Source organism: Streptomyces sp. CNQ085 (assembly GCF_022614595.1).
In the GTDB taxonomy this organism is placed as follows: Bacteria; Actinomycetota; Actinomycetes; order Streptomycetales; family Streptomycetaceae; genus Streptomyces.
In genome coordinates this window covers 1-12356 of the sequence record NZ_JAJFAU010000147.1, presented here as the reverse complement: position 1 = coordinate 12356, position 12356 = coordinate 1, and the positions used below count along the sequence as shown (strand labels likewise).

Genomic DNA, 12356 nt, shown 5'->3' with positions numbered 1-12356 from the left:
GCCGTGGACGGCGCCCCGGCCGCCCTGCCGCGGCAGTGGGCGGACGACCTGGCCGAGGCGCTGCGGCTGCGCGGCCGCCCGGTGCACCGGGTGAGCGCGGCCGGCTTCCTGCGGCCCGCCTCCCTGCGCCTGGAGTACGGCCACCGGGACCCGGACGCGTACTACGACCTGTGGCTGGACGACGGCGCCCTGTGGCGCGAGGTGTTCGGCCCGCTGGGCCCCGGCGGCACCGGCCGGGTGCTGCCCGACCTGTGGGATCCGGCCACCGACCGCGCCACCCGCAGCCCGTACGCCGAACTGCCGTCCGGCGGCGTACTGGTGATGGACGGTCGGCTGCTGCTCGGCCGTGGCTTCCCCTTCGACCTGGCGGTCCACCTGCTGCTCACCCCCGCCGCCCTGGCCCGCCGTACGCCGGCCGAGGACCACTGGACGCTGCCCGCCTTCGCCCGCTACGAGGAGGAGGCGCGGCCGGGACGGGCCGCCGACGTGGTCGTCCGCGCCGACGACCCCCGCCACCCGGCCTGGACCGGCTGACCCGCCGTCGCCCGGCAGGGCCGCCGGCGCCCGGGGCCGGAGGCCGGCCGTCCCGTTCTCCGGCCCTCAATCAGCCCTTGTGCCAGCGGGCCAGGGCGAACAGGAACAGCCCGTACAGCGCCAGCCCCGTGGCGACCGCCGCCAGCAGCCACGGGCCGGCCGGGGCGGCGGCCAGGGTGCGCAGGGACTCGTCCAGGCCCTTGGCCTCGTCCGGGTCGTACCGCACGGCCGCCAGGACCACGAAGCCGCCCGCCACCGCGAACACCACCCCGCGCGCGAGGCCGCCCGCCACACCCAGCACGTCCACGGCGCGGCGCACGCGCGCCGGAACCGGGCCCAGCTCCTCGCGGAACCTGTGCCGCAGCGCCCGCACCCCGCTCCACACGCCGACCGCGACGACCGCCAGGCCCAGCGCGCCGACCAGCCAGCGCCCCGCCGGCAGCTCGAACACCCGGGAGGTGAGATCCTCGGGCCGGTCGCCGCTCGTCCCGCCGTTCCCGGTTCCCGCGGCGAAGGTGATCGCCGAAGCGGCCAGGACGGCGAGCGCCGCGAACCGGGCGGCCGAGCGCAGCCGCTCCTTGGGCGTGTGGCCCTTCGGGCGCGCCGCGCCCAGTACGGCCTCCGAAAGCCGCCACAGGGCCAGCCCGGCCAGCCCGATGCCGACCGCCCACACCAGGAAGTTCCCGAACGGCTGCTGCGCCAGCTCCCGCAACGCGCCGTCGCTGTTCGCCTCGCCTTCCCGCTCCCCGAGGGCGATCCGCAGGGCCAGCAGACCGATCAGCAGGTAGATCACGCCGTAGGCGGCCAGCCCCCAGCGGGCGGCGGCCGTCATGGCGGAGCTGTGCGCGGCCCGTCTGGCGCCTCCGCGTATCGATGCCGATGTCGATGTCGATGTCCTCATACCGCCCCGTCTGCCCCCGGCGGGCGCGCCGACGCGCGGGCGGGGGCCGGCCCGGTCGGGTGGTCGCAAGCTCACGGGACCTTGTCTACGGAATCCGTCGCACGACCGGGGCGGGGAGCGGGATCCCCACGCGGTGCCGGGCATCCGGTCCTCAGCTGTGGAAGACCTCTCGGAGGAGAGGGGTTCAAGCGGCAGATGAGGACATACGGCGCATGGCGGCGATAGCCTGGAACTGCCTCGGACTCTTTCGACGGCGGGAGGCGACAACATGACGTTCATCCAGGTCATCGACTGCAGGACCCACCAGGCCGACGAGCTGGACCGGCTGATGGACGACTGGGTGCAGGCGACCCAGGGCAAGCGGACGGCCACCCACTCGGTCGTCGCGCGCGACCGCTCCGACCCCGACCACGTGGTGGAGATCGTGGAATTCCCCTCCTACGAGGAGGCGATGCGCAACTCCCACCTGCCCGAGACCGACCGGGTCTTCCACCGGCTGGTGGCGGCCTGCGAGGGGGAGCCGACCTTCACCGATCTGGAGGTCTCCCGGGACGAGCAGCTCAACACCGGTGTGGCCCGCACCTTCGTCGAGGAGGTGGTCAACGGGCGGAACCTGGACGCGGCCGACGGGCTGTGCACCGACGACTACCGCGAGCACGACCCCTCGCTCTCCTCCTACGAGGTCAGGCTCGCGCAGGCCAAGGAGGAGAACCAGGAGATCCTGGAGGCGTTCCAGCCGGTGATGGTCGTCGAGGACCTGTTCGCCGAGGGCGACAGGGTCTGCGCGCGGCTGTCCTACACCGGGCGCCACTCCGGGCCGTACCAGGGGCTGGACCCCACCGGCAAGGAGATCACCGGGACCGGCCACGTCACCTTCCGCTTCGAGGACGGGAAGATCGCGGAGAGCTGGTGGAACTGGGACGACCTCGGGCTGCTGCGGCAGGTCGGCGCCGTCGGGATCTGACCCGGAGCCGGACCGGCTGACCTATCTAACCGGGGCGGCCCGGACGCGTCCGTGTGGGGAGGCGCCCGGACCGTCCGCACCCCAGGGGCGGGGGCCGTTCAGGAGGCGGCGGCCGCCTTGCGGGCCTCGATACGGGCGCGGCGGGCGGCCAGGCGCTCGTCCAGCCTTCGGGCCTCTTCGTCCAGACCGTCCAGGTACAGGCCCAGCTCCTCCTGGGCCTTCAGGCCCTCTGGGCCGAGTCCGCCGATCTCCATGACCCTCAGATGGCGCAGCACCGGCTGGAGCACGTCGTCGTGGTGGATGCGCAGGTTGTATATTCCGCCGATCGCCATCTGCGCGGCGGCCCGCTCGAAGCCGGGCATGCCGTGGCCGGGCATCCGGAAGCCCACCACCACGTCGCGCACCGACGACATCGTCCGGTCCGGGGCCAGCTCGAAGGCCGCCCGCAGCAGGTTGCGGTAGAAGACCATGTGCAGGTTCTCGTCGGTGGCGATGCGGGCGAGCATCCGGTCGCAGACCGGGTCGCCGGACTGGTGGCCGGTGTTGCGGTGGGAGATGCGGGTGGCCAGTTCCTGGAAGGCGACATAGGCGACGGAGTGGAGCATCGAGTGCCGGTTGTCGGACTCGAACCCCTCCGACATGTGCGCCATCCGGAACTCCTCCAGCTTCACCGGGTCCACGGCGCGGGAGGTCAGCAGGTAGTCGCGCATCACGATGCCGTGCCGTCCCTCCTCGGCGGTCCAGCGGTGTACCCAGGTGCCCCAGGCGCCGTCGCGGCCGAAGAGGGTGGCGATCTCGTGGTGGTAGCTGGGGAGGTTGTCCTCGGTCAGCAGGTTGACCACCAGGGCGGTGCGGCCGATGTCGGTGACCTTGGACTGCTCCGGCCCCCAGGGGTCGCCGCCGAGCGGGCCGTCGAAGTCGCGGCCGTCGCTCCAGGGAACGTACTCGTGCGGCATCCAGTCCTTGGCGACCTTCAGATGACGGTTGAGCTCCTTCTCCACCACCTCTTCCAGGGCATAGAGCAGACGGGTGTCCGTCCACTGCTCCGAGCCGGGGACGTGCGGGGTGGCGAGGGTCATGAAGGCTCCACGGGGGCAACGACGGGAAACGATACCTACGAGAGCGTAGGTTACGAAACCGTAGGTTGGCGGGCCCGAAAAAGACAATATCGGTTCCGTGGGCAGGCGTGGACGGTGCGTGCCCGGGGCGGGACCACGGAGCCGGCGGAGCCGTGGAGAGGGCGCGGAACGGCGGGGGCGGCGCACAGCTCCGCCCCCCCCGGGCCGTCCGGTCGGTCAGAGCAGGCCCGCGCGGCGCAGGGCCTCGGCCATCTCGCTGTTGGCCGGAGCCGCCTCACGGCCCCGTCCGCCCCCGCCACGCCGGTCGCCCCGGCGCGGGCGCGGAGCGGAGGCACGCCGGCCGCCCTCGCGCCGAGCGCCGGCCGGGCCGCCGCCGTCGCCCGCGCCGGGACCGGTCTCGTCGTCCAGCCGCAGCGTCAGCGAGATCCGCTTGCGCGGCACGTCCACGTCCAGCACCTTGACCCTCACCACGTCGCCGGACTTCACCACCTCGCGCGGGTCCTTCACGAACGCCTTCGACATCGCCGAGACATGGACCAGGCCGTCCTGGTGGACGCCGACGTCCACGAAGGCGCCGAACGCGGCGACGTTGGTGACCACGCCCTCCAGGACCATGCCCGGCTCCAGGTCGCCGAGTTTCTCCACGCCCTCCCTGAAGGTGGCCGTGCGGAACGCCGGGCGCGGGTCGCGGCCGGGCTTCTCCAGCTCCCTGATGATGTCGGTCACCGTCGGCAGGCCGAAGGTGTCGTCCACGAACTCCTGCGGCCGCAGGCCGCGCAGCACCGTGGTGTTGCCGATCAGCGCCGCTACGTCGCTGCCCGTCGTCTTCACCATCCGGCGTACCACCGGGTACGCCTCGGGGTGGACGGCGGAGGCGTCCAGCGGGTCGTCCCCGCCGCGGACGCGCAGGAAGCCCGCGCACTGCTCGTACGCCTTGGGGCCGAGCCGGGGGACGTCCTTGAGTGCCCTGCGGCCGCGGAAGGGGCCGTTGGCGTCACGGTGGGCGACGATGTTCTCCGCCAGGCCCGCGCCGATGCCCGACACCCGGGACAGCAGCGGCGCGGACGCGGTGTTGACGTCCACGCCGACGCCGTTGACGCAGTCCTCCACCACCGCGTCCAGCGAGCGCGACAGCTTCACCTCGGAGACGTCGTGCTGGTACTGGCCCACCCCGATCGACTTGGGGTCGATCTTGACCAGTTCGGCCAGCGGGTCCTGCAGGCGCCGGGCGATGGAGACCGCGCCGCGCAGCGAGACGTCCAGGTCCGGCAGCTCACGGGAGGCGAAGGCGGAGGCGGAGTACACCGAAGCGCCCGCCTCCGAGACCATCACCTTCGTCAGCTTCAGCTCCGGGTTCGCGGCGCACAGTTCGGCGGCCAGCCGGTCCGTCTCGCGGGAGGCGGTGCCGTTGCCCACGGCGATCAGCTCCACCCGGTGCTCCCGCGCCAGCCGTGTCAGCGTCGCCAGCGACTCCTTCCAGCGGTTCTGCGGGACGTGGGGGTGGATCGTCTCGGTGGCGGCGACCTTGCCGGTGGCGTCGACGACGGCGACCTTCACACCCGTGCGGAAGCCCGGGTCCAGGCCCATGGTGGGGCGGGTGCCGGCGGGGGCGGCCAGCAGCAGGTCGCGCAGGTTGGCCGCGAACACCGCGACCGCCTCGTCCTCGGCGGCGGTTCGCAGCCGCAGCCGCAGGTCGATGCCCAGGTGCACCAGGACGCGGGTGCGCCAGGCCCAGCGCACGGTGTCGGCGAGCCAGCGGTCGGCCGGACGGCCGCGGTCCTCGACGCCGAACCGGCGGGCGATCGCGCGCTCGTAGTCGGAGGGGCCGGCGGTCTCACGAGGGGCCCCGCCCTCCGAACCCTCCCCGGCGGGCTCGGGCTCCGGCTCCAGGGAGAGGTCGAGGACCTCCTCCTTCTCACCGCGCAGCATCGCCAGCACCCGGTGCGAGGGCAGCTCGGTGAAGGGCTCGGAGAAGTCGAAGTAGTCGGCGAACTTGGCGCCCTGCTCCTGCCTGCCCTCGCGCACCTTCGCCACCAGCCTGCCGCGCCGCCACATCGTCTCGCGCAGCTCGCCGATCAGGTCGGCGTCCTCGCCGAAGCGCTCGGTCAGGATCGCGCGGGCGCCCTCCAGCGCGGCGGAGGCGTCGGCCACCCCCCTGTCCGGATCGACGAACGCCGCCGCGGCGGCGGACGGGGCCACGGACGGGTCGGCGAGCAGACCGTCGGCCAGCGGCTCCAGGCCCGCCTCGCGGGCGATCTGCGCCTTGGTGCGCCGCTTGGGCTTGTAGGGCAGGTAGACGTCCTCCAGGCGCGCCTTGGAGTCGGCGGCCAGGATGCGGGCCTCCAGCTCGGCGTCGAGCCTGCCCTGGGAGCGCACGGACTCCAGGATCGCCGCCCGCCGCTCCTCCAGCTCCCGCAGGTAGCGCAGCCGCTCCTCCAGGGCGCGTAGTTGCGCGTCGTCCAGACCGCCGGTGGCCTCCTTGCGGTAGCGCGCGACGAACGGCACGGTCGAGCCGCCGTCGAACAGCTCGACGGCGGCCCTGACCTGCCGTTCCCGTACGCCGAGTTCCTCGGCGATCCTGCCCTCGACGGACGCCGCGCCGGACGTGCCGGCCGGTGCCGCGCCCTCGACGGGCGTCTCTCCGATGGACTGTGTCACGATCCGTTCCGCCTTACTCGGTGCTGGGTGCTCCCCCGGTAGCCCGCATTGTTACAGGCCGCACCGGCAGGCGGACGGTCAGGCGCGGCGTCCGGTGCGTGAAGCCCCGCCGAAGAGGCGGGCCAGGAGGCGGAAGGGCAGCGTCACCACGGTCGCGATGGCGCCGCCGACGGTACGGAGCGCGTCTGCTATGGCTTTGAACATGCCAACCGCGTGGCCGCTTTCGCGCCGGGCAAACCCGTTCCGTTCCCCTTTCGTCCGGCTTCCTCCCTCTCGGCTTCCCCCTCAGCCCTTGCCGAACGCGTCCGCGGGGAAGGCGCCCGCGGCGAGGGCCGCGCCGGTGAGGGCGCCGCACAGCTCGGTCAGCCGCTCGGTGCCCGCCGCGCCCAGGTGCTCGTACGGCGCGGCGTCGAGCCGGTCGGTCTCCGCCTCCAGCTCCCCGCGCAGCGCGGCGCCGGCCCCGGTCAGCTCGCCGTCGCCGTCCAGCAGCCCGCGTCCCCGCAGCCGCTCCTGGGCCTCCTCCCAGTCCCGGCGGCTCCAGCCGCGGGTGGCCAGCGCCCATCTCGGGCTCATGCCGCGGCCGCCGGCGGTGTGACTGACCAGCGCCTCCAGCGGGTCCAGCCCGGCGTGCTGGAGGACGGCGACATGAGCGTCGCCGCGGTGCTCGCGCAGCAGCGAGGCGCCGTGCCACAGGGCCAGGTGCGGGGCCTCGGGCACGGGGAGGTCGGCGAGCGCCGCGTACAGCGGACGGCCCGGTCGGACGCACCCCTCGGCGGCGCGCAGCGCGAGTTCGGCGGCCTCGGCCGTCTCCTTCGACGCCACCGCCTCCTCGCCCAGCAGGCGCCGCAGCATGGAGTCGGCGGCGCGCAGCCGGGCGGCGAGCACGGTCTCGGGGGCGGCCAGCTCCCACACGGCCGGCAGATGGCGGGCGACGAGGGTGTGGTGGAAGTTGTGGAAGGTGGCGGTGACGACCCCGGGGCCGACCCGGCCCAGCGCCGCGGCGCGGCCCGCGAAATAGACCGCGGAGGGGTCCTCGATGCCGTAGGGGGCCAGCTCGTGCGCCAGGTCGGGGGCGAAGTAGAGAGCCGAGTGCAGCGGGTTGACGACGTTGTGGCAGCGCCGTCCGGCTTTGGCGGGAAGGGACGTCATACCCGCACGCTACCCGTCGGTAAGTTGCCAGGTGAAGACCGGAGGACGCCGTTCCAGGAAAGCGGCCACCCCTTCGGCCCGCTCGCCGCTCTCCCTGGCGCGCTCCTCCCAGTGGGCGACCCGCTCCGGCGGCACGGGGCCGTCCCAGGCTCCGTTCGCGAACTCCTTGGCGGCCACCTGGGTGAGCTGCGAGCGCGAGACGAGCAGTCGCGCGAACGCCGCGACCCGCCCGTCCAGTTCGCCCTCCGGGTGCACCTCGTCGACCAGCCCGGTGCGCAGGGCCCGCTCGGCGCCGATCAGCTCGCCGGAGAACAGCAGGTACTTGGCGGTGGCCGGGCCGACCAGGCAGACCAGGCGCCGGGTGGAGGAGGCGCCGTAGACGACGCCGAGCTTCGCGGGCGTGATGCCGAACAGGGCGCTCTCGGCGGCGAAGCGCAGGTCGCAGGCGACGGCGAGCTGGCAGCCGCCGCCCACGCAGTGTCCGCGCACGGCCGCGAGCGTGGGCCGGGGGAAGGCCGCCAGCGCCTCCTCGGCGGCCACCGCCAGACGGCGGGACTCCTCGTCGCCCTCGCGCAGGGCGGAGATGTCGGCGCCCGCGCAGAAGGTGTCGCCCTCGCCGGTGAGGACCAGGGCCCGTACGGCGGGGTCGGCGGCGAGCCGCTCCAGCACGGCGGGCATCCGGCGCCACATGTCCGGTGTCATCGCGTTGCGCTTGGCCGGATTGCCGATGGTGAGGGTGGCGACGCCGTCCCGGACGGAGACCGACAGGGCCGGACCGCCGGCCGGCGGGGTGTGCGCGGACATGGGCCGGATCGTAGCGGCAGGGGGACCGGTGGCCGGGACGGGGTTCGCAGAAACGATCGCGCAGGGTCAGTCGCCGCCGCGAACGGCGCGTAAGCCTTCTGTCAATTGCCATCGAAAAGTGTCGACTTGCAGTCACAGGGCCGGGCCGCGCGCGCGGGGGGCCGACACTCGTCGCGAGAAACCGGTCCGGAACCGGGTCGGACGGAAACGGCCGGCGAGAGCCGATAGCGGGGTGCGGCAGATGGACATCCTCGGGGATCCCCTCCCTGACCGGTACGGACGGACGCCGGCCACGGCGCCGGACCCTCGGGCCGCGCCACCGCGACCCCTCCCGCAGCCGAGGGAGCGGCCGCAGCCGTACGAGGGGCCACGGTCGTACGACGGCGCCTGGCGGTTCACCGTCCCGGTGCACGAGTCCTCCGTGCCCCGGGCGCGCCGCGCGGTGCGGGACCTCGTCGGCCGCAGGGGCGCCCCGGTCGTCGGCGAGCTGATGGACGGCCTGCTGCTGGTCCTCTCCGAACTGGTCACCAACGCGGTGCGGCACGCGGCCCTGCTCTCCGCGGAGATCGGCGTCGAGATATCCCTCGACGCCGGCCGGATACGCCTGGGGGTCGAGGACGGCCATCCCTACCGCCCGGCGGCGCTGGCCGCCGTCCCGGGGCACGATCACACCGGGGGGCGGGGGCTGCTCCTGGTCAAAGCCGTCGTCGCCGAGGCGGGCGGCTCCTGCGAGACCGAGCGGACCGCCTTCGGGGGCAAGGTGGTCCGGGTCGCCCTGCCGCTGCCCCCTCTGCCGCCGTCGGTGCCACCGGCCCGCTGAACCGCGACCGTGCGGTCCGGCGGCGGTCGCTTCACCAGCCGGCCGAGGCCCCGGTCACCTCGCGGATGCCTCCCCGTGCCGCGTCCAGCACCGTCATGAACCAGGCCGAGAACGGCTCCGCCCCGTGCCGCTTGAGCAGTTCACCGGGCGTCACGAACGCCGTCTCCGCGATCTCCTCCGGGTCCGGCCGGAGTGTGTCGGACACCAGGCCCGCGAAGAGGTGGTTGTACTCCTGCTCGACCAGGCCCGAGGCCGGGTCCGGATGGTTGTAGCGCACAGTCCCCGCCTCCCGCATCAGACGGGGCGCCACGCCCAGTTCCTCGCCGACCCGCCGCGCGGCGGCGACGAAGGGCGGCTCGCCGGGGTAGGGATGGCCGCAGCAGGTGTTGGACCACACCCCGGGGGAGTGGTACTTGCCCAGCGCCCTGCGCTGGAGCAGCAGTCGGCCCATGTCGTCGAAGAGGAAGACGGAGAACGCCCGGTGCAGCCGGCCCGGGGCTCGGTGGGCGGAGAGCTTCTCCGCGGTCCCGATCGTTCTGCCGTCCTCGTCGACCAGCTCGAGCATGATCGGGTCCGCCGTGCCGTTGGTCATGTCCGCCCTTCACCGCGCATGTGTCGGAACGGCGTTGTTCCCGTGTTCCGACCGTCCGCTCCAGTGTGCCGTACACGGACGGGGACCGCTCGCCGGGCGGGCGGTACGGGATCCCCGTGGGTGGCGGTGGCGGTGGCGGGGCGTCAGTGGCACAGCCGCCCCTCGCGCGCCGCGTGCCCGTGCGGCTCCAGCTGGAAGGTGCAGTGCTCGACGTCGAAGTGCCGCCCCAGGCAGCTGTGGAGGTCCCGCAGGATCCTGTCGTGGCCCCCTTCGGCCTCCAGCGCCTCCCGGCCGACCACCACGTGCGCGGAGAGCACCGGCATGCCGGAGGTGATGGTCCACACGTGCAGGTCGTGCAGCTCCTCCACCCCGGGCACGCCCAGGATGTGCGCCCGCACCCCGGCCATGTCCACATGCCGGGGGGCGGCCTCCAGCAGGACGTCGATCGCCTCGCGCGCCAGCCTCACCGTCCGCGGCACGATCAGCACCGCGATCAGCAGCGAGGCGACGGGGTCGGCCTGCCGCCAGCCGGTGAACATGATCACCAGCGCGGCGGCGATCACCGCCAGGGAACCCAGGGCGTCCGCCGCCACCTCCAGGAAGGCGCCCCGCACGTTCAGGCTCTCCCGCTGCCCGCGCGTCAGCAGGGCCAGGGACAGGCCGTTGAGGGCCAGGCCGACGACGCCGAACAGGACCGTCAGCCCGCCGGGGACCTCCTCGGGACGGCGTAGCCGCTCGACGGCCTCCACCAGGATGTAGCCGCCCACCCCGAGCAGCAGCAGGGCGTTGAGCAGTGCGGCGAGGATCTCGGCGCGGGCGAGACCGAAGGTCCGCCGCTCACTGCCGGGCCGGTTGGCGACATGGATCGCCAGCAGCGCCATCCCGATGCCGACCGCGTCGGTGGCCACATGGCCGGCGTCCGCCAGCAGCGCCAGCGAACCGGTCAGCGCGGCGCCCGCGAGTTCGGCGAGCAGCAGGACGACCGCGATGGCCAGAGCGGCGCGCAGCCGCCCCCGGTACGCGGCTCCCGCCGTGCCCGGACCGGCCGGCCGCGCCCCGCCGTGGTTGTGCCCTGCGCCCATGGATGATGCCTCCCGTACAGCGGCCGGCGCCGCGTAGGACCGGTGCGGACGGGTCCCAGTGAACTACGGGCGGGGGCATGGGGCAACGCGACACTGAACACCGTTGTCATCCCCTCTGACCTGCCCTTTCCATTCATCTGGCGGATGGCGCACGCCCGTTCGGGGGAGCGGCCCGGATCACCCGGGGAGCGCGTCCGCGTCCCGCCGGGGGCCTCCGGCGCGGGGGCCGGGCCGGCGCAGGCGCCAGCCCTCCCAGGCCGAGGCCACCATCTCCCGTACCCCGTACCGGGGTGCCCAGCCCAGTTCCCCGCCGATCCGCTCGGCCGAGGCGACCACCCGCGCGGGATCCCCCGGGCGGCGCGGGACGACCACCGGGGCGGGATCGCGGATGCCGGTGGTCTCGGCGACGAGATCGGCCAGCTCCCGCACCGACACGCCCTCGCCGGTGCCCACGTTCACCGTCAGGTCCCCGCCGGCCGGGCGTTCGGCCAGACGGCGGGCGGCGGTCAGATGGGCCTGGGCCAGGTCGGCGACGTGGATGTAGTCGCGCACGCAGGTGCCGTCGGGGGTGGGATAGTCGTCGCCGAAGATCCGCGGGGCCTCACCGCGGGTGAGGGCGTCGAAGAACGTCGGGATGACGTTGGAGACGCCGATGTCGACCAGTTCGGGCCGCGCGGCCCCCGCCACGTTGAAGTAGCGCAGGCAGGCGGTGGACAGCCCGTGCGCCCGCCCCGCGGCGCGCACCAGCCACTCGCCCGCCAGCTTCGTCTCGCCGTAGGGGTTCAGCGGGACGCATGCGGTGTCCTCGGTGACCGAGTCCACCTCCGGCATGCCGTAGACGGCCGCGGAGGAGGAGAACACGAACCGCCGCACCCCGGCGGCGGCCACGGCCTCCAGTAGCACCGTGAGCCCGTACAGGTTCTCCCGGTAGTACGTCAGCGGATGCTCCACCGACTCGCCCACCTGCTTCTTCGCCGCCAGGTGCACCACGCCCGTGACACCGTGCCCGGCGATCGTGCTGTCGAGCAGAGCGCGGTCGGCGACCGAGCCGCGCACCAGGGGCACGCCGGGGGGCAGCCGCTCGGGCAGGCCGCTGGAGACGTCGTCGAGCACGACGACCCCCTCGCCGGCTTCCGCCATCGCCCGCGCCACATGCGCGCCGACGTATCCGATCCCCCCGGTCACCAGCCATGTCATGGTCGCAGCCTAACCAGCGGCCGCGGGCCGTCGTGGGCGCGCTCCTTGTGCGAGTCGCCGGGATCGAGGATCCTGGAACGTGGTTCGTGTTGTTCTGTCACCTTTCGTGACGGCGGGACGGCCCCGCCCGGTGAATGCGGGGTGAACGGAAGCTTCCACCTATCCGATAACCTCTGGCCACGTGCTGCCCGCCCCGAACGGGTGACGGCGCACTGTGACCGCTGCCCGGACGCCGCTCGCTTACGGACCGCGCCGCGGACGGTACGGCTTCCAAGGAGTGAGTTCGTTCTTGTCGACCGCCATTCTCACCGGTCCGCCGGTCGCGGGGGCGCCCCTGGAGGGCAGTCTGCGATCGCTGGGTTTCGACGTGCGGGTGGCGCAGGACGCCGCCGGAGCGGAGGCGGCCCTGGCGGCCGTCCCGGCCGGTGAGCGCGTCGCCCTCGTCGACTCCCGCTTCGTCGGGCACACCCACAGCCTGCGGCTGGCCCTGACCGACCCGCGCTTCCCCGCCGCCGCGATCCCCGGCGCGCTGGCCGTCCGGCCCGGGGCGCGCGAGGCCCTGGCCCGCGCCGTCTC

12 protein-coding genes and 1 pseudogene are annotated in these 12356 nt (G+C 74.0%); 4 read left to right on the top strand and 9 right to left on the bottom strand.

Translation table 11 applies throughout. The annotated features are described in order from the left end of the window. Positions 1–534: uridine kinase (locus LJ221_RS20255; RefSeq protein ID WP_241718154.1), on the top strand; the 534-nt coding region annotated here is incomplete at its 5' end. A 70-nt stretch (positions 535–604) separates the two neighbouring features. On the opposite strand, the gene LJ221_RS20250 is transcribed toward LJ221_RS20255, so the two are convergent. Beyond that, entirely contained in the window at positions 605–1366 is a 762-nt protein-coding gene (locus LJ221_RS20250; protein WP_241718153.1) for a DUF1206 domain-containing protein, read from the bottom strand. A gap of 337 nt (positions 1367–1703) precedes the next feature. Between LJ221_RS20250 and LJ221_RS20245 the strand changes: the two genes are divergently transcribed. Continuing rightward, positions 1704–2399, top strand: coding sequence for an ester cyclase (locus tag LJ221_RS20245; RefSeq protein ID WP_241718152.1), 696 nt, complete (start codon positions 1704–1706; stop codon positions 2397–2399). 98 nt (positions 2400–2497) lie between these two features. Here the strand turns inward: LJ221_RS20245 and LJ221_RS20240 are convergent, their stop codons facing one another. The 5 genes from LJ221_RS20240 to LJ221_RS20225 all read right to left on the bottom strand — a co-directional run bounded on the left by LJ221_RS20240 (position 2498) and on the right by LJ221_RS20225 (position 8089). Next, the gene (locus tag LJ221_RS20240; RefSeq protein WP_241718151.1) at positions 2498–3478 is read right to left on the bottom strand and encodes an acyl-ACP desaturase; all 981 of its coding nucleotides are present in this window, start codon (positions 3476–3478) and stop codon (positions 2498–2500) included. Between the two features lie 216 nt (positions 3479–3694). Next, complete coding sequence (locus tag LJ221_RS20235; protein WP_308314822.1) at positions 3695–6124, bottom strand: Tex family protein; 2430 nt, start codon at positions 6122–6124, stop codon at positions 3695–3697. A 90-nt stretch (positions 6125–6214) separates the two neighbouring features. Then, complete coding sequence (locus LJ221_RS23345) at positions 6215–6340, bottom strand: LPFR motif small protein (protein ID WP_254716883.1); 126 nt, start codon at positions 6338–6340, stop codon at positions 6215–6217. Positions 6341–6421: 81 nt separating this feature from the next. Then, the gene (locus tag LJ221_RS20230; RefSeq protein WP_241718150.1) at positions 6422–7285 is read right to left on the bottom strand and encodes a hypothetical protein; all 864 of its coding nucleotides are present in this window, start codon (positions 7283–7285) and stop codon (positions 6422–6424) included. 9 nt (positions 7286–7294) lie between these two features. Beyond that, complete coding sequence (locus LJ221_RS20225) at positions 7295–8089, bottom strand: enoyl-CoA hydratase/isomerase family protein (protein ID WP_241718149.1); 795 nt, start codon at positions 8087–8089, stop codon at positions 7295–7297. A gap of 406 nt (positions 8090–8495) precedes the next feature. On the opposite strand from LJ221_RS20225, the gene LJ221_RS20220 reads away from it, so the two are divergent. Beyond that, positions 8496–8909: an ATP-binding protein gene (locus tag LJ221_RS20220; protein WP_374228516.1), complete on the top strand. Its 414-nt coding sequence runs from the start codon at positions 8496–8498 to the stop codon at positions 8907–8909. A 31-nt stretch (positions 8910–8940) separates the two neighbouring features. On the opposite strand, the gene idi is transcribed toward LJ221_RS20220, so the two are convergent. The 3 genes from idi to galE all read right to left on the bottom strand — a co-directional run bounded on the left by idi (position 8941) and on the right by galE (position 11780). Further along, entirely contained in the window at positions 8941–9501 is a 561-nt protein-coding gene (idi, locus tag LJ221_RS20215; RefSeq protein ID WP_241718147.1) for an isopentenyl-diphosphate Delta-isomerase, read from the bottom strand. 143 nt (positions 9502–9644) lie between these two features. Next, positions 9645–10583, bottom strand: coding sequence for a cation diffusion facilitator family transporter (locus tag LJ221_RS20210; RefSeq protein ID WP_241718146.1), 939 nt, complete (start codon positions 10581–10583; stop codon positions 9645–9647). A 177-nt stretch (positions 10584–10760) separates the two neighbouring features. After that, entirely contained in the window at positions 10761–11780 is a 1020-nt protein-coding gene (gene galE, locus LJ221_RS20205) for a UDP-glucose 4-epimerase GalE (RefSeq protein ID WP_241718145.1), read from the bottom strand. A 289-nt stretch (positions 11781–12069) separates the two neighbouring features. Here galE and LJ221_RS20200 point away from each other — a divergent pair. Next, a pseudogene (locus LJ221_RS20200) lies at positions 12070–12356 on the top strand (CDP-alcohol phosphatidyltransferase family protein); the annotation flags it as partial.

Coding starts and splice junctions, on each gene's coding strand:
- LJ221_RS20250 (WP_241718153.1), bottom strand. CDS start 1,366: ATGACGGCCGCCGCCCGCTGGGGGCTGGCCGCCTACGGCGTGATCTAC.
- LJ221_RS20245 (WP_241718152.1), top strand. CDS start 1,704: ATGACGTTCATCCAGGTCATCGACTGCAGGACCCACCAGGCCGACGAG.
- LJ221_RS20240 (WP_241718151.1), bottom strand. CDS start 3,478: ATGACCCTCGCCACCCCGCACGTCCCCGGCTCGGAGCAGTGGACGGAC.
- LJ221_RS23345 (WP_254716883.1), bottom strand. CDS start 6,340: ATGTTCAAAGCCATAGCAGACGCGCTCCGTACCGTCGGCGGCGCCATC.
- LJ221_RS20230 (WP_241718150.1), bottom strand. CDS start 7,285: ATGACGTCCCTTCCCGCCAAAGCCGGACGGCGCTGCCACAACGTCGTC.
- LJ221_RS20225 (WP_241718149.1), bottom strand. CDS start 8,089: ATGTCCGCGCACACCCCGCCGGCCGGCGGTCCGGCCCTGTCGGTCTCC.
- idi (WP_241718147.1), bottom strand. CDS start 9,501: ATGACCAACGGCACGGCGGACCCGATCATGCTCGAGCTGGTCGACGAG.
- LJ221_RS20210 (WP_241718146.1), bottom strand. CDS start 10,583: ATGGGCGCAGGGCACAACCACGGCGGGGCGCGGCCGGCCGGTCCGGGC.
- galE (WP_241718145.1), bottom strand. CDS start 11,780: ATGACATGGCTGGTGACCGGGGGGATCGGATACGTCGGCGCGCATGTG.